The sequence below is a fragment of the Bradyrhizobium sp. CCH5-F6 genome (genome assembly GCF_001556045.1).
Lineage (GTDB): Bacteria > Pseudomonadota > Alphaproteobacteria > Rhizobiales > Xanthobacteraceae > Bradyrhizobium.
This window is the reverse complement of record NZ_LSIC01000073.1, coordinates 243014-261248: the sequence shown is the minus strand read 5'-3', so window position 1 is coordinate 261248 and position 18235 is coordinate 243014. Positions and strand designations below refer to the sequence as shown.

The following is an 18235-nucleotide window of genomic DNA, read 5'->3' as shown; positions in this document are numbered from 1 at the left end:
CGACGAACGGTTGAATCCGCCCTGGATGCCCCGGTCAAGCCGGGGCATGACAGTGTGCTGGTGGCGAATCTATTGCGCTGCGTCCGCCTCCGCTTCACCCACCCCGCGCTTCAGCGCGGCGCGGGCGGCCTCGCGATGCTCGTTCGTGATGTGGCCTGCAACCATGCGGATGGCGGTGGCGAGCACGGCGGCGTCATCGGCGAAGCCGAGGATGGGCATCACGTCGGCGACGAAGTCGAACGGCAGGATGAAGTAGGCGATGGCCCCGAGCAGCGAGGCCTGGACGTGGCGCGGCGTCTGCCGGTCGAACGCGCAGTAATAGGCGGCAAGCAAGTCTTCCGCGAACGGCAATCGCGCGGCGACATGCTTCAGCTTGCGCCAGAAGCGGCGGCGCACGCTCTCGCGATCTTCCGCGAGCCGATCGGCCGGCTCGAAGCCGACGCTGTGCTCGGCAGCCATGCTCCATACTCCCCGTTTTGCCGGAGGCGGCGGATCGCGCCATCCCGGCTGATCACAACATGGGGATGCCGCCGGTCCCTGCAAGACGTCAGCTTGTCGTCAGCCTGAACCTGCGATGGCGTTCATCGCCTTGGCCAGCGCAATGTCGCGCGCGGTGACGCCGCCGGCGTCATGGGTCGACAGCACCACCTCCACCGTCTTGTAGACGTTGCGCCATTCGGGATGGTGGTCCATCTTCTCGGCGACCAGCGCGGCGCGGGTCATGAAGCCGAACGCCTCGTTGAAATCCCTGAAGACAAAGGTTTTCGCGATGGCGTCGCGGCCCTGGACGTCGGTCCAGCCCGGTAGTTCGCCCATCGCCTGCTTGCGCGCCTCCGCCGAAAGCCGTTCTGCCATTGTGTCGTCTCCGTCCGTTAGGGGAACTTTACCCTAACACCGCGCCGGCACCCGGGTTCATACGGGATTTCCTGCATCCGCTAACCATGACGGAGATGTAACCCCGGCTGGACAGGAAATTTGCTACAATTACGAGCGTACACCGCCGGCTCAAGATGAAACTGAGCCTGAAGCGCCTGTTTGGGAGATCAATGACCGGGGGATTGGACCTGGCCGAAGCGCCCCCTCCTCCTCCTTCGCCGCGATCCGCGGCGCGGAAGACGGCGCTCGTGACTCTGGCGCTCGTGCTCGCGATCGTCGGCGCGCTCGCAGGCGGCTATTACTTCGCGATGCGTCCGGTGACGCTGAGAATCGCAGTTGGTCCGGCCAACAGCGACGACGTCAAGGTCGTGCAGACGCTGACGCAGGCCTTCACGCAGACCAAGAGCTATGTGCGGCTGCGGCCGTTCCAGACCGACGGCGCCACAGCCAGCGCCGAGGCACTCAAGGAAGGCAAGGTCGATCTCGCCATCGTGCGCGGCGACGTCGACGTGCCCAAGAACGCGCAAGCGGTCGCGACCCTGCGCAAGAACGTCGTGGTGCTGTGGTCCGTGCCGGGCAAAGGCAAGAAGCGCGGCCCAAAGATCACCAAGATCGCGCAGCTCGCCGGCCATCGCGTCGGTGTGGTCGGCCGCACCCAGGCCAACGTCAATTTGCTCAAGGTGATCCTCCAGCAATACGGCGTCGATCCCGCCAAGGTCGAGATCGTGCAATTCCCGGCGAACGAAGCAGCCGAGGCGATCAAGGCGCAGAAGGCCGACGTCTATCTCGCGGCCGGCCCCGTCAACAGCAAGATCACGTCGGATGCGATCGCCGCCTCCACCAAGGATTTCGGCGCTCCCACCTTCCTCGCGATCGATTCGGCGGACGCGATCGCGCAAAACCATCCGGTCTACGAAGCGTCCGAGATTCCCGCCGGCACCTATGGTGGCTCGCCCGCTCGCCCCGAGGACGAGGTCAAGACCATCAGCTTCTCGCACCACATCGTGGCGCGCAGAGGCGTGTCCGAATCCACCATCGCGGCGTTCACGCGGCAGCTCTTCGCCGTGCGCCAGCAACTGGTGACGGAATTCCCGTTGGCGGCGAAGATCGAAACGCCCGACACCGACAAGGATGCGGTGATCCCGGTGCACCCGGGTGCAGCCGCCTTCGTCGACGGCGAGGAAAAGACGTTCCTCGACAGATACAGCGATTACATCTGGTGGGGCCTGATGGCGCTTTCGGCCATGGGCTCGATCGGTGCCTGGTTCGCCGGCTATCTGAAGAAGGACGAGCGCGACAGCAACAATCATCAGCGCGAACGCCTGCTCGACATGATCGCCGCTGCACGCAAGTGCGAGACGACCGATGAGCTCGATCAGATGCAGACCGAGGCCGACGACATCCTGCGCGATACGCTGCGCTGCTACGATCACGGCGCGATCGAGGAAGGCGCGCTCACCGCCTTCAACATCGCACTCGACCAGTTCCACTCCGCGGTCGCCGACCGCAAGGCGCTGCTGATGAGCCTGCCGCAGAACCTGCAACGCGCCGGCACGCAGTTCAGAGCTGCCGGCAACGCGTGAACGCCTTGCGCACGTAATTGCTGCGTCACATCGTCTCAATATAGTTCATCGTCATTCCGGAGCGCGCACTGCGCGATCTCAGCTCTCGAAAAAACGCTTCATGAACATCAAATTCTCCCGCCGCCGCTTCCTCACCACAAGCGCCGGCGCACTTGGCGCGGTCGCGATGCCCTATCTCTCGCGCGCCGCGGACCGGCCGGCGGTCACCCATGGCTTGCAGTCTGGCGACGTCACCGTCGACGGCGGTGTGGTCTGGGCGCGTACCGACCGGCCGGCGCAGATGCTGGTCGAGGTCGCGACGACTGATACGTTCAGGGATGCCCGTGCGCTGCCGCCGATCGCCGCGCTTCCCGAGAGCGACTTCACGGCAAAAATGCTGCTGGAGAACCTGCCGGGCGGCCAGGACATCTTCTACCGCGTCCGCTTCCGCGATCTCTCGCACAGCGCGGTCGAGGGCGAGCCCGTGGTCGGCCGCTTCCGGACCGCGCCGGCCGACCGCCGCGACGTCAACTTCGTCTGGGGCGGCGACGTCGCCGGCCAGGGCTGGGGCATCAACCCCGACGACGGCGGCATGCTCACCTTCCAGGCGATGCGCAAGCACCGGCCGGATTTCTTCCTGCATTCCGGCGACACGATCTATGCCGACGGTCCGATCCAATCCGAGGTGAAGCTCGCCGACGGCAAGATCTGGAAGAATCTGACCATCCCGGAGAAGGCGAAGGTCGCCGAGACGCTGGACGAGTACCGCGCCGCGCACAAATACAATCTCACCGACGACAACCTCCGCGCCTTCAATGCCGAGGTGCCGATCTTCGTGCAGTGGGACGATCACGAGGTGACCAACAACTGGTCGCCGTCGAAAGAGCTGCCGGCCGCCTACAAGGTGCGCGACATTTCGCTGCTCGCGGCCCGCGCAGGGCGCGCCTTCCACGAGATGTACCCGATGCGCGAGAGCATCGCTGAGCCCGGCCGCGTCTATCGCCAGATCTCCTACGGCCCGCATCTCGACGTGTTCGTGCTCGACGAGCGCAGCTATCGCGGCCCGAACGGGCCCAATCTCGAGGCCGCCTACGGCCCCGCAAGCTACTTCCTCGGCCCGGACCAGATCGCCTGGCTCAAGCGCGGCCTCCTCAATTCGCGGGCGACATGGAAGGTGATCGCGTCGGACATGCCGATCGGCCTGATCGTCTCGGACACGCCAAAGGGAGGCTCGGAAGCCGTTGCGCAGGGCGACGGCCCGGTGCGTGGCCGCGAGCTTGAGATCGCCGACATCCTGCGCTTCATCAAGATGGCGCCGATCAGCAACACCGTGTGGCTGACGGCGGACGTGCATTACGCCGCCGCGCACTATTACGATCCGAACAAGGCGCAATTCCAGGAGTTCGATCCGTTCTGGGAGTTCGTGTCCGGCCCTCTGCACGCCGGAACTTTCGGTCCCAACGCGCTCGACAACACGTTCGGGCCCGAGGTGCGCTTCGTCAAGGCGCCGGGCAAGGGCAGCCAGAACCTGCCGCCGTCCGCGGGCATGCAGTTCTTCGGTCACGTCAAGATCGACGGCGCGTCCGGCCAGATGACGGTGACCCTGCGCGACCGCGCCGACGTGGCACTGTGGTCGACGACGCTTGACCCGAAGCAGAGCTGATCGCTGGTCAGCGCACGTTAAGCGCCGCTTCGAGCGCGTCGCTCGAACACGGCTTTTGCAACCGCGGCCGACCTGCCAGTTCGGGCGGAATACGCGCCTCGGCGCCGTAGCCGGTGACGAAAACGAACGGAACCTTCAACGCGATCAGCCGCTCGGCGATCGCAAAGCTCGTCTCGCGGATCAGCTCGACATCGAGCAGCGCGAAATCGGGCGTACGCTTTGCGATGGCATCCAGCGCCTGCATCACCGAACCGACGGTGCGTACGCTCGTCACACCGAAGCCGAGGAGACGGTCCTCGTAATCGATCGCGATGATCGGATCGTCCTCGACGATCAGAACATCGGCCGGCGAGCCGGAGCCGTCGGAGGGTACGGGTGCCATGATCGCATCGTGCGTTGGGGTTTTCGGATCAGGACTGCCGCGACACGATGCCTGCGCGCAGCACATCGGAGGGTTCCCGGAACGAAACTCACCACATCAACGTTCTCCAGTCTGTCCACTTGTGCACATAGGGAACGGATGGAACTCGCTAAGGTGACAGCAAGGACGGGAGTTGAGGATGGACGCGCACATCACCAAGGTCACCCAGGTCGAGAGTCGGCCGGCCAATAATCTGCTGCGGCGTTTGAGCCAGGCGGACTATGCCCTCCTTGCATCGCACGTGACCGTCGAAGATTCCGCGGCAGGGCAATTGCTCTACAATCCCGGCGACGACGTACAGGTCGTCCATTTCCCCTGCGGGCCGTCGCTCGCGACTTTCCTCGTCCCCAACGAGGACGGCCGTGACGTCGAAACCATCCTGGTCGGCCGCGAAGGCGCGGTGGGCGGCATCGTCAGCGAGGGATTCCTGCCGGCCTACACCCGCATCTGTGTAAAGTTCGGCGGGCCGTTCGCGCGGATCCATGTCGGGAAGCTGGAAGCCGCCAAGCAGCGCTCGGCATCCCTGCGCAACATCTTTGCCCGCTATGCCGATTGCCTGCTGGCCCAGATCTTCCAGTCGACCGCCTGCAACGCGATCCATTCGATAGAGCAGCGTACCGCCAAATGGATCCTGGCGGCGATGGAGCGGACCGGCGACGAAACCAGCGTGCCGCTGACCCACGAACAGCTCGCGACGCTGCTCGGCGTCGGCCGCAGCTATGCCAGCCGCGTGCTCCAATCGTTCAAGGCGGAACGGATTCTCGACACGAGGCGGGGTTCGATCCTGGTTCGCAACCGCGATGGCCTGAAGCTTCGCGCCTGTCTGTGCAACGATGCCGTGAAGATGCATTTCGAGGAGGTGCTGCGCGGCGTCTACCCGACCGAGGAGCGGGAAGCCGGTTAGCAAAAGGCTTCTTCCTTCTCCCCTTGTGGGAGAAGGTGACGCGCGCAGTGCGCGCGTCGGATGAGGGGTTCTCTCCGCGAGTTCGTCTGCCGAGAAAGACCCCTCACCCCAGTGAGCCTGTGTCTGCGAGGGGTGACGCCCTCTCCCACAAGGGCCCACAAGGGGAGAAGGCACAGCAATGAGCGGCGCGCCCTTCTGATCGAAAGCGTGCTATAGTCGGTTCCGCATGAGCGGGGCTTTTCTTCACACCATCTTCGACGTCTTGGCGTGGCTGGCGGCGGCCGCCGCCGTCTGGTGGCTGGCGCGACAGGGCTTGCAGTTTCCGGCGCAATCCTTCGAGCTACCGTATATCGCCGCTCTGGTGTTCGGCGCCGGCCTTGGCGCCTATCTGTTCGGGTCGGCCAATCTTTGGCTCTCGGGCCAGAGCGGCATCGCGCGCTCGGTGGAGGGCGCGCTGGCCGGCGGCATCGTGGCGATCGAGCTCTACAAATGGTCCGCGGGGATCGCGGTGCGAACCGGCGCCCGGTTTGCGCTGCCCCTGGCGCTCGGCATCGCGATCGGCCGGCTCGGCTGCTACTTCGCCGGCCTCGACGACTTCACCTATGGCACACCGACGACGCAGCCTTTCGGCCATGATTTCGGCGATGGCATCCTTCGCCATCCCGTGCAGCTCTACGAGAGCGCAGCCATGGCCGTCTTCGCGATCGTCTACGTCGTGGCGGCCTTGAACCGAAACGCGTTCGTGATCACCAATGGTTTCTACCTCGTCCTCGTCTATTATGGAGCGCAGCGCTTCCTGTGGGAATTCCTCAAGCCTTATGGCACGCTGATCGGCCCCTTCACGCTGTTTCACCTGCTGTCGCTATCCATCCTGCTCTACGCCGCATTCATGCTGGCGACGGCGCCCGAAGCGAGGTCCCTGCATGAACGCGCCGCTGCGTAAGTCGCGTCCCTATGTCTTCTGGGGCCAGACTCAGTCCCTCTGCGAGACCTGCCTGACGCTGGTGCCGACCAAGATCCAGATTCTCGGCAACGAGGTCTGGTACGAAAAGCGCTGCAAGCAGCATGGCGTCCAATCGACGCTGGTGTCGACGGACGCGGCCTATTGGCGTCTGTGCAAGGACTTCATCAAGCCGGGTGACCGGCCGCTGCATTTTCAGAGCCGCACGGAGTTCGGCTGTCCCTATGATTGCGGCCTCTGCGCCGACCACGAGCAGCATTCCTGCCTCGCACTGATCGAGATCACCGAGCACTGCAATCTCACCTGCCCGGTCTGCTTTGCCGAATCGGCGCCTGCACGGACGAAATTCACCCCGCTCGCAACGGTCGAGAAGATGCTGGACGCGCTGGTGGCGAGCGAGGGCGAACCTGACCTGGTGCAGATTTCCGGCGGCGAGCCGACGCTGCATCCCGACTTCTTCGAGATCCTGGACGCCGTGCGCGCCCGCCCGATCCGCCATGTCATGATCAACACCAACGGCCTGCGCATCGCTCGCGAGAAGGATTTCGTGGCGCGGCTCGCCGAGAACAGGCGCGGGCTCGAGGTCTATCTCCAGTTCGATTCGCTTCAGCGCGATGCCCTGATCAATCTGCGCGGCGCGGACCTGCGAAAGATCCGCCAGCAGGCCCTGGAGAATCTCGAGCATTATGGCGTGTCGACCACGCTGGTCGCGACCATCAAGCGCGGCGTCAACGATGCCGAGATCGGCGACATCGTGCGCCACGCGCTGGCCTGGAAATGCGTTCGCGGTGTCACGCTCCAGCCGGTGCAGGATGCCGGTCGCAACGAGGATTTCGACAAGACCACCGACCGCATCATGCTGTCGGAGATCCGCAAGCGCGTGATCGAGACCGGCGTGTTCGGCGACAAGGACATGATCCCGCTACCCTGCAATCCCGAGAGCATCTCGATCGGCTATGGCCTGCGCAACGGCGACAAGGTGCTGCCGCTGACCTCTCTGATTCCGCAGGAACAGCTGGTCGCGGTGATGCCCAACACCATCAGCCCGGAGAAATATCCGATGCTGCGGGAGAAATTCCAGGAGAAGTTCTTGGACCTGTTCTCGCTGTCGTCGGGGCCACTGAACACCAGCGAGCGCGTCTGCGAATTGCTGTGCTGCCTGCCGAGCTTTCAGGTCCCGGACGGGCTCACTTACGAAAACGTCTTCCGCGTCACCATCGTGCAGTTTCTCGACCGCTTCAATTTCTGCGTCGGCAACGTCAAGCGCTCCTGCATCCATTTCGTGACGGAGCAGGGCGCGATCATTCCGTTCGACACCTACAATCTGTTCTATCGGAACGGAAAGATCGACGGCATCCGCGCCAGGCTGGCCGCTCAGGCGACCCAAGGAGCCTTGCAGGCATGAGCATCAGCGACACACCGCCGCCCGCACCTCCCGCTCCGCCGCCTCCTCCGCTGACGCAAAAGCGCAGCGGCTGCCTGACCGCGCTCATGGCGATCTTCGGGATCTTCATGCTGCTGCCGGGTGCCTGCGCGCTGCTGTTCGGCGGAATGTCGGTGTTCGAGGACGGCAAGATCGCCGCCGACATCGCTCCGCTGGTCTTCCTGGGGCTGGTCGTCGGGATCGGGGGCGTTGCCCTGATCTGGGCGGCCATCAAGGGGCGAAAGGCACCTGCTCACCCAGGAACCCGGCCTTAAGCTCCGGAAATTCCCGGACAAAATTCAATCAACCAACGGCCAAAGAACACATTGTTTTTTGGCGGTTTTTGCATATATTGCGCCGCAACGCGTAGGGCGCCCGGTCGATATGACCGGGCTTCCTTTTTGGGCGCAAAGCGCCCTGTTTCCAGTCTTCCAGCGTTGTTTCGAGAAGAGGTCCCGGTCCGACCGGCGAGATCGCGCTTAACCCATTGTTCGACCGCAAAGAAGCTCACTCATGAATCTTCGTAACGTCGCCATCATCGCCCACGTCGACCACGGCAAGACGACCCTGGTCGACAAGCTCCTCCAGCAATCCGGCACGTTCCGCGAGAACCAGAAGGTGACCGATCGCGCCATGGACTCCAACGACCTGGAGCGCGAGCGTGGCATCACCATCCTGGCCAAGGCGGCCTCGGTGCAGTGGAAGGACACCCGCGTCAACATCGTCGACACCCCCGGCCACGCCGATTTCGGCGGCGAGGTCGAGCGCATCCTGAACATGGTGGACGGCGCCCTGGTGCTGGTGGACGCCGCGGAAGGCCCGCTGCCGCAGACCAAGTTCGTGGTGTCCAAGGCGCTCAAGGTCGGCCTGAAGCCGATCGTCGTCATCAACAAGGTCGACCGTCCCGATGCGCGTCCGACCGAAGTCATCAACGAGGTGTTCGACCTGTTCGCGGCGCTCGATGCCAGCGAGGAGCAGCTCGACTTCCCGATCCTCTACGGGTCGGCCAAGCAGGGCTGGATGGCCGAGAGCCCGGAGGGCCCGAAGGACAAGGGCATGGAGCCGCTGTTCGATCTGATCCTGCGCCACGTCGCGCCGCCGAAGGTCGAAGAGGGGCCGTTCCGGATGATCGGCACCATCCTCGAAGCCAACCCCTATCTCGGCCGTATCATCACCGGCCGCATCTCCTCCGGCACGCTGAAGCCGAACCAGCAGGTCAAGGTGCTGAACGCCGACGGCAAGCTGGTCGAGTCCGGACGCATCACCAAGATCCTCGCGTTCCGCGGCCTCGAGCGTACCCCGCTCGATGAAGCCGAAGCCGGCGACATCGTCGCCATCGCGGGTCTCACCAAGGGCACCGTCGCCGACACGTTCTGCGATCCGACCGTCGAGATGCCGCTGCCGGCGCAGCCGATCGACCCGCCGACCGTCTCGATGTCGTTCATCGTCAACAATTCTCCGCTCGCCGGCACCGAAGGCGACAAGGTGACGAGCCGCATGATCCGCGACCGCTTGTTGCGCGAGGCCGAGGGCAACGTCGCGCTGCGTGTGGTCGAAGCCGCCGACAAGGACGCGATGGAAGTCTCGGGCCGCGGCGAATTGCAGCTCGCGATCCTGATCGAGACCATGCGTCGCGAGGGCTTCGAGCTCTCGGTGTCGCGTCCGCGCGTCGTGTTCCAGAAGGACGAGGCCACCGGCGCCACCATGGAGCCGATCGAGGAAGTCGTCATCGACGTCGACGAGGAGCACTCCGGCGTCGTCGTGCAGAAGATGAGCGAGCGCAAGTCCGAGCTGATCGAGATGAAGCCCTCGGGCGGCAACCGTCAGCGCCTGGTTTTCTACGCGCCGACCCGCGGCCTGATCGGCTACCAGGGCGAGCTGCTCACCGACACCCGCGGCACGGCGATCATGAACCGCCTGTTCCACGGCTACGCCCCGTACAAGGGCGAAATCCAGGGCCGCCGCAACGGCGTCCTGATCTCCAACGACCAGGGCGAGGCGGTGGCCTATGCCATGTTCAAGCTGGAAGACCGCGGCCCGATGATGATCGAGCCGGGCTGGAAGGTCTACAAGGGCATGATCGTCGGCGAGCACACGCGCGACAACGATCTCGAGATCAACGTGCTCAAGGGCAAGCAGCTCACCAACATCCGCACGACCTCAAAGGACGAAGCCGTGCGCCTGACCCCGCCGATCCGCATGACCCTCGAAAAGGCGCTCGCCTATATCGAGGACGACGAGCTCGTCGAGGTCACTCCGAAGTCGATCCGCCTGCGCAAGAAGCACCTCGACCCCAACGAGCGCAAGCGCGCGGAAAAGTCCAAGGAAGCGGTGGCGTAAGGCCGCCGTTCTCGATCACTGTCATTCCCCGCGCAGGCGGGGAATCCAGTACGCCGCAGCCTCTCCGTCAATCACGATGGTCTCTGGAATACTGGATCACCCGCCTTCGCGGGTGATGACAGCTCGTTTGTGGTAGCCACCCCGCGAACGTGCTAGAGCCCGACCATGGCCTCCCTCCCCTCCTCCGTCGACGTCGCGATCATCGGCGCCGGTGCCGCCGGCCTCGGCGCGGCGCACGCGCTGACTGGCTCCGGCCTGTCCGTGATCGTGCTGGAGGCCCGTGACCGGCTCGGCGGCCGCGCCTGGACCGTGCAGGCCTCGCCCGAGGTGACGTTCGACGTCGGCTGCGGCTGGCTTCACTCCGCGGACAAGAACTCCTACGTGCCGATCGCGCGGAAGCTCGGTTTCGAGCTCAACAAGGACCTGCCGCCCTGGCGCGAGCGCGCCTTCGGCAACGCTTTCCCGCAGGCCGATCGCGACGATTTCATGCGCGCGATGGACGCGTTCTATGAGCGCCTGTGGGAAGCCGCGCAAAAGGGCAAGGACGAACCCGCGAACCTGAGCCTCGAGGCCGGCAATCGCTGGAACCCGATGATCGACGCGATCTCGACCTACATCAACGGCTGCGAACTCAAGGACATGTCCACGCTGGACTGGGACGCCTATGAGGACACGGGCCTCAACTGGCGCGTCCGCCGTGGCTATGGCGCGCTGGTTGCAGCGTATGGTGCACCCTGCCCCGTGGCGCTGAGCTGCAACGTCACGCTGATCGACCATTCTGAAAAACACATCCGCATCGAGACATCGCTGGGTACACTGACAGCCGACAAGGTGATCGTCACGGTGCCGACCAACCTGATCGCTGAGGAAGCGATTCGCTTCTCACCGCCGCTTCCGGCCAAGGTCGATGCCGCCGCCGGCCTGCCGCTCGGCGTCGACGACAAGGTGACGCTTGCGCTCGACGACGCCGAGGCCTTTCCCAAGGAAGGCAACCTCCGCGGCGCCACCATGCGCACGGACATGGGCACCTACCACATCCGCCCGTTCGGCCAGCCCTGCATCGAAGGCTTCTTCGGCGGCAGCTTCGCGCGCGAGCTGGAAAACGCCGGCGAGGGCGCCATTGCCGCGCAGAGCATCGACGAGATCGCGGGCTTCCTCGGCAACGACATCCGCCGCAAGCTGAAGCCGCTCTACGAGTCGCGCTGGGCGCGCGATCCGTTCGCGCGGGGATCCTATTCTCACGCACTGCCCGGGCACGCAGGCGATCGCGCGGTGCTGGCCGCACCGGTGGATGCCCGGCTGTTCTTCGCCGGCGAAGCAACGTCGCCGACCTTCTTCACGACGGCGCATGGCGCGAGGGACAGCGGCGAGCGGGCGGCAAAGGAAGTGCTGGCGGTATTGGGTAAGCCGTAACCCCACACTGCGTTATTGCGAGTGCTACTCGATCACCCGTGCGCGCAAATCGGCATCCGGCACAAAACAGGCGTCATACTTGCCGAAGATGCGATAGCGGTTGCGCGCGACGAGGCTGTAGACGGCGTCACGTAATGGCTTGGGCACGGCAAATAGTACGCGCGTCCAACCCCAGCCGGACAACTTCGACAGCACGGTCAGCGCGGCGTCGGACTTCATGAATGCCTCGCCGCCGTGGACGACCGCGTTCGTGTCGGGATCATCCGGATCGATGCCGAACGTGCGCGCAAGCCGAGCCCCATAGTCCGACTGGATCGGCGTGAACCGAAACCTCTTCTCCGCGTCGCGCCTGGCGACGAAGCGGACCCAGCGCGAGCAGAAGATGCAGACGCCGTCGAACAGGATCACGTCATCGTCGGGCCATTTGGGCATCAGCGATTGTCCAGCATGAGCAGCGCGACGAACATCAGTACGATGGCCGGTCCCGTCTTCACCAGCGCGCCAAGCGGCTCGATCCAGAGGTCGGGCGTGAGGATCGCCGCACCGAACATGTAGCCGAGCGAGGCGACGATGCCCGCGACGAGCCCGATCGCCGCGGTGCGGCGGAAGGCAATCAAGGCACCGATGCTCATGTCCATCAGGCTTGTGCCGATGGTGATAAGATCGACCAGCGCCGGCGGAAAATTGTGCGCGATCAGGATTCCGGCGGCGGCGCGATAGGACACGAACAGCGCGATGAACCCCGAGACGATCCAGAATGCGACCAGGCTCGCGAAGATCAGCGCCTTGACCAGGAACAGCCGCGCGAACCATTTGTCCTGGATGGTGGCGGGACGGCGTCCAACCGCATCCGCCAGCGTCTTCGGCGCGATGCCCGTGGCGGCGATCCACGCCGTGGGATCACCTCGCACGCCGCGGCGCAGCTCGGCGATGGCCGTGGAACGCATCGGCGGCACCCAGCCGAAATAGTTGGCGAGATCACCGATCTTCGCGCCGAGATCGAGCATGAGGCGCGGCATCGCGAAACGCGGCCAACCGGCCGTGCCGTACGCGAGGCGAAACGGCTCGATCACTCCGGCCATCGTGACGGGCTCCGCCTGCATGAGGTCCCAGCTCACCGCCGTCACGGATGCATCGTCGATGTCGCGTGCGGCGAGCCAGGCGATGGTCGCCGAAATGTCCTCGATCGCGACGGGCTGGAATGGCGTTGCCATTTCCTTTGCCGGCAAATCGAGCGGGAAGGCGGCAAGCGCGCGGAGCATGGCGCTGCCGCCATAGGCTGACGGCGCGACCACGAAGCCGGGCCGCAGGATGGCATGGGGAATGCCAGAGGCCGTAATCAAGCGCTCGGCCTCGCGCTTGGTCGTGGCGAAGGCGGTGCGATCCGTCTCGGCGGTGCCGGGAATCGAGATATGCACCAGCCGGATCGCGCGGCCGCTACCGCCGATCGCCTGAAGCAGGCGCGCGACGAATTCGCGATGCACCGCGCTCGTGTTGCTGCCGGGACCATCCTGGAGCACGCCGAGGCAGTTCACCACGACATCGACGGCATGATCGCTGAGGAGACGCGTCAACGCGGTCGCATCGAGCGAGAGGATCGGCAGCTCGATGTCCAGCGCGCTCATTGCCTGCGCCGGCGACAGGCTGCGCGCCACGCCGACGACGCGAAAGCCCCGCCCGCGCAGATCGTCGGTGACGAAGCGGCCGATCAGGCCGGAGGCGCCGAGCACCAGGATGGTTCGCTCACTCATCGCTTCTCTCAGAACGGTTTTGCGATCATCAGCCAGAGGATCAGCAGGGTCGCCCCGAAGCCGGGGAAGCCGAACGTGAACCAGCGGCGGAACAGGACGAAGTAGCGCGCGGGGAGCGAAGCGCGCTGAGCGGCGGCCTTGCGCGCGAGATCGCGCATCTCGATCTGCATGAACACGACGGGAATCCAGAACAGGCCGGCGATGGCGTAGAGCGCCAGCGAAGCGAGCAGCCAGCGTTCCGTGATCGATGTGGAAGACAGCAGCATCAGCAGGCCGCCGCTGACGGGCTGGAGGATTACCGCCGACAGTGTGAAGATCGCATCTGCAATCACCACCACGGAAGCGGTACGCGCGATGAACGCCACGTCAAGCGTGCGATGCGCCATCAGCATGAAGAAGGCGATGCCGGTTCCTGTGCCGAGGATGACGATGGCGCCGAGCACATGAAGAAACTTGACCAGAAAATACAGCGTCATGGCTTCTTGGTCGCTACAGGCTTGGGCGGGTTCAGCGCGCGCTCGAGCGCACTGCCTGCGGCTTTGACGCCAGCTTCGGTTTCGATCATCCAGTGACCTTCGCTACCAACGGCCGGCAGGAATCGCAGCTCGGCCTTGCCGCCACTTCCTCGAAACGCATCGGCAAGCTTTTGCGAAAATGCGGGCGAGAAATAGCTGTCATTGCTTGCGACAAGCCATGTGACGGGAATGCGCGCCGCCATGCCGAACTCCGTTGCAGCGGCGAGCAGCGCATGCAGCGCGCAGATTCGGTTCGGCTCATCATTGGCATGGCCGCCGCGCCCTGGCGCAAACACCGTGATCGCGGAGATCGCGTTCGGATCGGCATTGGCGAGCGCGAGCGCACCCCATCCGCCGGCGGAATGGCCCATCACGATCGCCGCGTCCTTGCGAATGAAATCCTGCTTTCGCAGGAAGCCCAGCGCGAGCGAAATCGCGTCGGCCGTTGTGCGGCCAGAGCGGGCGTAGTCGGCCTCGTCACAGCCGCCCTGATCCTCGACATAGCGGCCGCCGGTCGCACCATGGCCGGGCCGCTCCGGCACCAGCACCGCAAAGCCGCGCGCGACGAGATAGGCGGCGAGAGAACGGTATTCCGGCTGCGGCATTTGCGCTCGACGCAAGGCGTTCTGCGTCGAGGCGTGCGCGATCACCGCGAGCCGGAACGGACCTGGGCCGGGGGGACGAAACAGGAGGGCATGCGCAGCGACATCGGTATCCGGCGCGGGCACCCGCCACTCTTGCCGACGAAACGGTGCGCCCTCCCCTCCCGATGGGCCAAACGTCACCTGGGCGAACAGAGGGGACGCAATCAGCAGAGCCAACACGGGCAGGAGCGCGATGGTGTTGAGGAGCCGCATGAATTGGCCGAGGGCGAGCGCGAACAGCGACAGCCAGACTAGGAGGAACGAATCAATTTCGGCCGACTTTCTGCGCTGACATTGCCGTCCCCTCGCCGCCGAGACGTCGTTTTGGACCGACGCGCGGCACGTGGTTGCGGTTCGAGGCAGCGGCTTGTCCTTTTTCGGTACAACATGGTCGAAATACTGATGCAGAAAGTCCACAGGTTAACCGATAATTAACGATAGGTCTTGCCGCCGGCGCGGCGACTTGATTTGATCGTATCCATGAGCACAACCCTGATCGAGGTCCGGCCGGCCAAAGCTGCAGATGCAACTGCGGTCGCGTCCACTCATGACGAAGCCTGGCGTTCAGCCTATCAGGGCATCATTCCCGGCGCTGAGCTTGAAAAGCTGATCAATCGCCGCGGCCCGCAATGGTGGGACAGCGCGATCCGCAAGGGCAGCCGCGTCAGTGTACTCGTGTTCGGCGACAAGATCGCAGGCTACGCCAACTACGGCCGCAACCGGGCCCGCAGCCTGCATTTCGACGGCGAGATCTATGAACTTTATCTCCGTCCGGAATTCCAGGGGCTCGGCTTCGGCCGCCGCCTGTTCGCGGCCGCCCGCCGCGACCTCATGCAGAGCGGACTGAAGAGCATGGTGGTGTGGGCACTCTCGGACAACGATCCGGCAACGGAGTTCTACCGTGCCTTGGGCGGTCGCATGGTGGCGCGCTCGTCGGAGCGGTTCGGACCGAAGTCGCTCGACAAGGTTGCCTTCGCTTGGACCAATTGACCTGCTGAAACCTGATTCGGCAGCGTTTCCCAGTCCGTCGATACCGTTGCCTTCGAGCCGGTGATCGCGGGATTCATTATTTCACAAGAACGCGATGGATCAGCGGGCCAAGCCCGCGTATGACAGCGCCAAAATCGCTGCCGGGCGCGATTTCACCTCGGCAACAACGGAGCCTTGAATGCGTATCGATGCGGTCTCGATCGGGAAAAACGTACCACACGACGTCAATGTCATCATCGAGGTCCCCGTGGGCGGCGAACCGATCAAATACGAGATGGACAAGGAGGCCGGCACGCTGGTGGTCGACCGCTTCCTCTACACGCCGATGCGTTACCCCGGTAACTACGGCTTCATCCCGCACACGCTGTCGGATGACGGCGATCCCTGCGACGTGCTGATCATCAACACCCGCGCCATCATTCCCGGCGCCGTCATGAGCGTGCGTCCGGTCGGCGTGCTGTTCATGGAAGACGAAGCCGGCGGCGACGAGAAGATCCTGGCGGTGCCGTCATCCAAGCTCACGCAGCGCTATGACAAGGTGAAGAGCTATTCCGACCTGCCGGACATCACGCTCCAGCAGATCCAGCACTTCTTCGAGCACTACAAGGATCTCGAAAAAGGCAAATGGGTGAAGATCCTGCGGTGGGGCGACGCCGCGGAAGCGCACAAGCTGATTCTCGAAGGCATCGAGCGCGAGAAGAAAAAGAAGGCGTAGTCGTCGTTCCCGGGCGCCTCGAAGAGGCGAACTATGGTGCGCAATTTGCGCACCTGAGAGTCTCGAGGTTCCCAGGTGCGCAAATTGCGCACCATAGTTCGATGCTCGCATCGCTCCGGAATGACATTCGATTACACCGCCGGTTTCGGCAGCCCTGCGATCGCGCACGCGGCCCGCAGCGTGTTCACCAGCAGGCACGCCACCGTCATCTGGCCGACACCGCCCGGCACCGGCGTGATCGCGCCGGCAACGCCGAGCGCTTCCTGATAGGCGACATCGCCGACCAGGCGCGTCTTGCCGTCGTCCTTTGGAATCCGGTTGATGCCGACGTCGATCACGGTCGCGCCCGGCTTCAGCCAGTCGCCACGCACCATCTCGGGGCGACCGACCGCGGCATAGACGAGGTCGGCGCGCCTCACGAGGCCGGGCAGGTCGCGGGAGCGCGAATGCGCGATGGTCACCGTGGCGTTCTCGTTCAACAGCAGCTGCACCAGCGGGCGGCCGACCAGGTTGGAGCGGCCGATGACGATGGCGTTCATGCCTTCGAGCGAGGCGTGCACGCTCTTCGTCAGGATGATGCAGCCGAGCGGCGTGCAGGGCGACAGAGCCTCGAAGCCGCCGGCGAGCCGACCGGCATTGTTCGGATGCAGCCCATCGACATCCTTGGCGGGATCGATGGCGTTGATGACGGCTTCGGTGTTCAGCCCCTTCGGCAGGGGCAGCTGGACCAGAATGCCGTGCACGGCGGGATCGCGGTTGAGCTTTGCGATCAGGGCCAGCAGGTCTCCTTGCGAGACGTCGGCCGGCAGCTTGTGCTCGAACGACGCCATACCCGCAGCCTGGGTCTGGGTGTGTTTTGAGCGGACATAGACCTCGCTGGCGGGGTCGTTGCCGACCAGGACCACCGCAAGGCCCGGCACCAGATTGTGCTCGCGCCTGACGCGGGCGACCTCTTCAGCGACCCGGGCACGCAGTTCCGCGGCAATGACTTTTCCATCGATGATCTTGGCCGTCATGTCAGTTCCCTCAGTCCTTCGATTTGGCCGACACGAGCTGACGCAGGGCTTCTCCGAGCCGCGCCGGATCGCCATCGACCGCGATCTGTTTCAACCGTGAGGTAGCTCCCGATAGCAATTTTACGCTGGCCTTGGGCACGTCGAGCGATTTCGCCAGGAGCACCAGGACGGCCTTATTGGCCTCGCCGCCATCGGCAATCGCGCGCACCCGTACCTTGAGCACGCTGCGGCCATCCGAAAGTTGTTCGATCCCATCGATGTCGTCGCGGCCGCCGCGCGGCGTCACCCGCAGCGCGATGCTGATTCCTGCGGCCGAATAACGCCAGGGTTCTTTGGGAGCATCTTTGACAACCAAGGCGCTCCAGCCCGCTCAGATCACGTTCGGGTAGACGTAGTACAGGATCACCCGCTCGATGAACATGATGATCAGGATCAGGATGATCGGCGAGATGTCGAGGCCGCCGAGGCTGGGCAGGAGATTGCGAATCGGCGCCAGCACCGGCTCGGTGATCCGGTACAGGAACTCCGCCACCGCCGACACGAACTGGTTGCGGGTGTTCACCACGTTGAAGGCGATCAGCCAGGACAGGATCGCCGAGGCGATCAGCAGCCAGACGTAGAGGTCGAGCACGATGATGACGATGTCGAGAACGGCACGCATGGCTTTGAAAACTCTGGCTCCGGTCGGGATTGACGCCTGTTGCTAGATATCGGTTCCGTCAGGCCCAAACAAGGGAAGTCGGCGCCCGAATGGCTAAAACCGGGTTACGCCCGTCCTTGACTTGACCTTGGCGGGGACTTAAATGGCGCCCGGTTGTCGGCCGCATTCACCAGAGCGGCCAGCAAAGGGGCCATAGCTCAGCTGGGAGAGCGCGTCGTTCGCAATGACGAGGTCGGCGGTTCGATCCCGCCTGGCTCCACCAGCCTTCGCTCGCTTCGCGAGCTACGGCTAGGCAAGCCAGCCCAGCTCTCGCGTAGCGAGGTGAGCGAAGGCTGTCCCGCCATAGCCCGAAGGGCGACGGCGGACCTTGTCCATGAATC

At 64.4% G+C, this 18235-nt stretch carries 20 protein-coding genes and 1 tRNA gene; 11 read left to right on the top strand and 10 right to left on the bottom strand.

The genetic code is table 11. The features are described from left to right. Positions 1–69: 69 nt before the first annotated feature. Together AX729_RS13755 and AX729_RS13750 are read right to left on the bottom strand one after the other, a co-directional pair. Positions 70–459, bottom strand: coding sequence for a YkvA family protein (locus AX729_RS13755; protein WP_061023817.1), 390 nt, complete (start codon positions 457–459; stop codon positions 70–72). A gap of 99 nt (positions 460–558) precedes the next feature. Then, the gene (locus AX729_RS13750) at positions 559–855 is read right to left on the bottom strand and encodes a 4a-hydroxytetrahydrobiopterin dehydratase (RefSeq protein WP_061023815.1); all 297 of its coding nucleotides are present in this window, start codon (positions 853–855) and stop codon (positions 559–561) included. Between the two features lie 155 nt (positions 856–1010). Between AX729_RS13750 and AX729_RS13745 the strand changes: the two genes are divergently transcribed. Continuing rightward, positions 1011–2459 carry a TAXI family TRAP transporter solute-binding subunit gene (locus AX729_RS13745; RefSeq protein WP_061023813.1) on the top strand — a complete coding sequence of 483 codons (1449 nt, stop codon included), beginning with the start codon at positions 1011–1013 and terminating at the stop codon, positions 2457–2459. A 100-nt stretch (positions 2460–2559) separates the two neighbouring features. Next, complete coding sequence (locus tag AX729_RS13740) at positions 2560–4101, top strand: alkaline phosphatase D family protein (protein WP_061023812.1); 1542 nt, start codon at positions 2560–2562, stop codon at positions 4099–4101. Positions 4102–4108: 7 nt separating this feature from the next. Here the strand turns inward: AX729_RS13740 and AX729_RS13735 are convergent, their stop codons facing one another. Continuing rightward, positions 4109–4483, bottom strand: coding sequence for a response regulator (locus tag AX729_RS13735; protein ID WP_061023810.1), 375 nt, complete (start codon positions 4481–4483; stop codon positions 4109–4111). A 178-nt stretch (positions 4484–4661) separates the two neighbouring features. On the opposite strand from AX729_RS13735, the gene AX729_RS13730 reads away from it, so the two are divergent. From AX729_RS13730 to AX729_RS13705, 6 genes are all read left to right on the top strand, one after another. Then, positions 4662–5426: a Crp/Fnr family transcriptional regulator gene (locus tag AX729_RS13730; RefSeq protein WP_061023807.1), complete on the top strand. Its 765-nt coding sequence runs from the start codon at positions 4662–4664 to the stop codon at positions 5424–5426. A 226-nt stretch (positions 5427–5652) separates the two neighbouring features. Continuing rightward, positions 5653–6369 carry a prolipoprotein diacylglyceryl transferase family protein gene (locus tag AX729_RS13725; RefSeq protein WP_061023806.1) on the top strand — a complete coding sequence of 239 codons (717 nt, stop codon included), beginning with the start codon at positions 5653–5655 and terminating at the stop codon, positions 6367–6369. Continuing rightward, a complete protein-coding gene (locus tag AX729_RS13720) occupies positions 6350–7792 on the top strand; it encodes a radical SAM protein (protein ID WP_061023804.1) in 1443 nt (480 codons plus the stop codon). Before AX729_RS13725 ends, AX729_RS13720 begins: the two co-directional genes overlap by 20 nt. Then, on the top strand, positions 7789–8085 hold the full coding sequence (locus tag AX729_RS13715; RefSeq protein WP_061023802.1) for a hypothetical protein: 297 nt from the start codon (positions 7789–7791) through the stop codon (positions 8083–8085). The genes AX729_RS13720 and AX729_RS13715 overlap by 4 nt, the downstream gene beginning before the upstream one ends. A gap of 238 nt (positions 8086–8323) precedes the next feature. Next, the gene (gene typA / locus AX729_RS13710; RefSeq protein ID WP_061023800.1) at positions 8324–10150 is read left to right on the top strand and encodes a translational GTPase TypA; all 1827 of its coding nucleotides are present in this window, start codon (positions 8324–8326) and stop codon (positions 10148–10150) included. Positions 10151–10315: 165 nt separating this feature from the next. Continuing rightward, positions 10316–11563, top strand: a complete 1248-nt coding sequence (locus AX729_RS13705; protein ID WP_061023798.1) for a flavin monoamine oxidase family protein — start codon at positions 10316–10318, stop codon at positions 11561–11563. 24 nt (positions 11564–11587) lie between these two features. On the opposite strand, the gene AX729_RS13700 is transcribed toward AX729_RS13705, so the two are convergent. The 4 genes from AX729_RS13700 to AX729_RS13685 are packed head-to-tail and all read right to left on the bottom strand — an operon-like array spanning position 11588 to position 14686. Beyond that, on the bottom strand, positions 11588–11995 hold the full coding sequence (locus AX729_RS13700; protein ID WP_061023797.1) for a thiol-disulfide oxidoreductase DCC family protein: 408 nt from the start codon (positions 11993–11995) through the stop codon (positions 11588–11590). Then, the gene (locus AX729_RS13695) at positions 11995–13314 is read right to left on the bottom strand and encodes an SDR family oxidoreductase (RefSeq protein WP_061023795.1); all 1320 of its coding nucleotides are present in this window, start codon (positions 13312–13314) and stop codon (positions 11995–11997) included. The genes AX729_RS13700 and AX729_RS13695 overlap by 1 nt, the downstream gene beginning before the upstream one ends. Before the next feature lie 8 nt (positions 13315–13322). Then, positions 13323–13790, bottom strand: a complete 468-nt coding sequence (locus AX729_RS13690; protein WP_061023793.1) for a DUF2269 family protein — start codon at positions 13788–13790, stop codon at positions 13323–13325. Further along, entirely contained in the window at positions 13787–14686 is a 900-nt protein-coding gene (locus tag AX729_RS13685; protein WP_061023859.1) for an alpha/beta hydrolase family protein, read from the bottom strand. The genes AX729_RS13690 and AX729_RS13685 overlap by 4 nt, the downstream gene beginning before the upstream one ends. 267 nt (positions 14687–14953) lie before the next feature. Here AX729_RS13685 and AX729_RS13680 point away from each other — a divergent pair, with 267 nt between their 5' ends. Together AX729_RS13680 and ppa are read left to right on the top strand one after the other, a co-directional pair. After that, positions 14954–15463 carry a GNAT family N-acetyltransferase gene (locus AX729_RS13680; RefSeq protein ID WP_008136728.1) on the top strand — a complete coding sequence of 170 codons (510 nt, stop codon included), beginning with the start codon at positions 14954–14956 and terminating at the stop codon, positions 15461–15463. 178 nt (positions 15464–15641) lie between these two features. After that, the gene (gene ppa / locus AX729_RS13675) at positions 15642–16178 is read left to right on the top strand and encodes an inorganic diphosphatase (RefSeq protein ID WP_061023792.1); all 537 of its coding nucleotides are present in this window, start codon (positions 15642–15644) and stop codon (positions 16176–16178) included. Positions 16179–16309: 131 nt separating this feature from the next. Here the strand turns inward: ppa and folD are convergent, their stop codons facing one another. The 3 genes from folD to AX729_RS13660 are packed head-to-tail and all read right to left on the bottom strand — an operon-like array spanning position 16310 to position 17855. Continuing rightward, positions 16310–17194: a bifunctional methylenetetrahydrofolate dehydrogenase/methenyltetrahydrofolate cyclohydrolase FolD gene (folD, locus tag AX729_RS13670; protein WP_061023791.1), complete on the bottom strand. Its 885-nt coding sequence runs from the start codon at positions 17192–17194 to the stop codon at positions 16310–16312. 10 nt (positions 17195–17204) lie between these two features. Further along, positions 17205–17549, bottom strand: a complete 345-nt coding sequence (locus tag AX729_RS13665) for a DUF167 domain-containing protein (protein WP_061023789.1) — start codon at positions 17547–17549, stop codon at positions 17205–17207. A 15-nt stretch (positions 17550–17564) separates the two neighbouring features. Beyond that, complete coding sequence (locus AX729_RS13660) at positions 17565–17855, bottom strand: YggT family protein (RefSeq protein ID WP_061023787.1); 291 nt, start codon at positions 17853–17855, stop codon at positions 17565–17567. Between the two features lie 186 nt (positions 17856–18041). Between AX729_RS13660 and AX729_RS13655 the strand changes: the two genes are divergently transcribed. Then, a tRNA-Ala gene (locus AX729_RS13655) sits at positions 18042–18117 on the top strand. Positions 18118–18235: the final 118 nt, after the last annotated feature.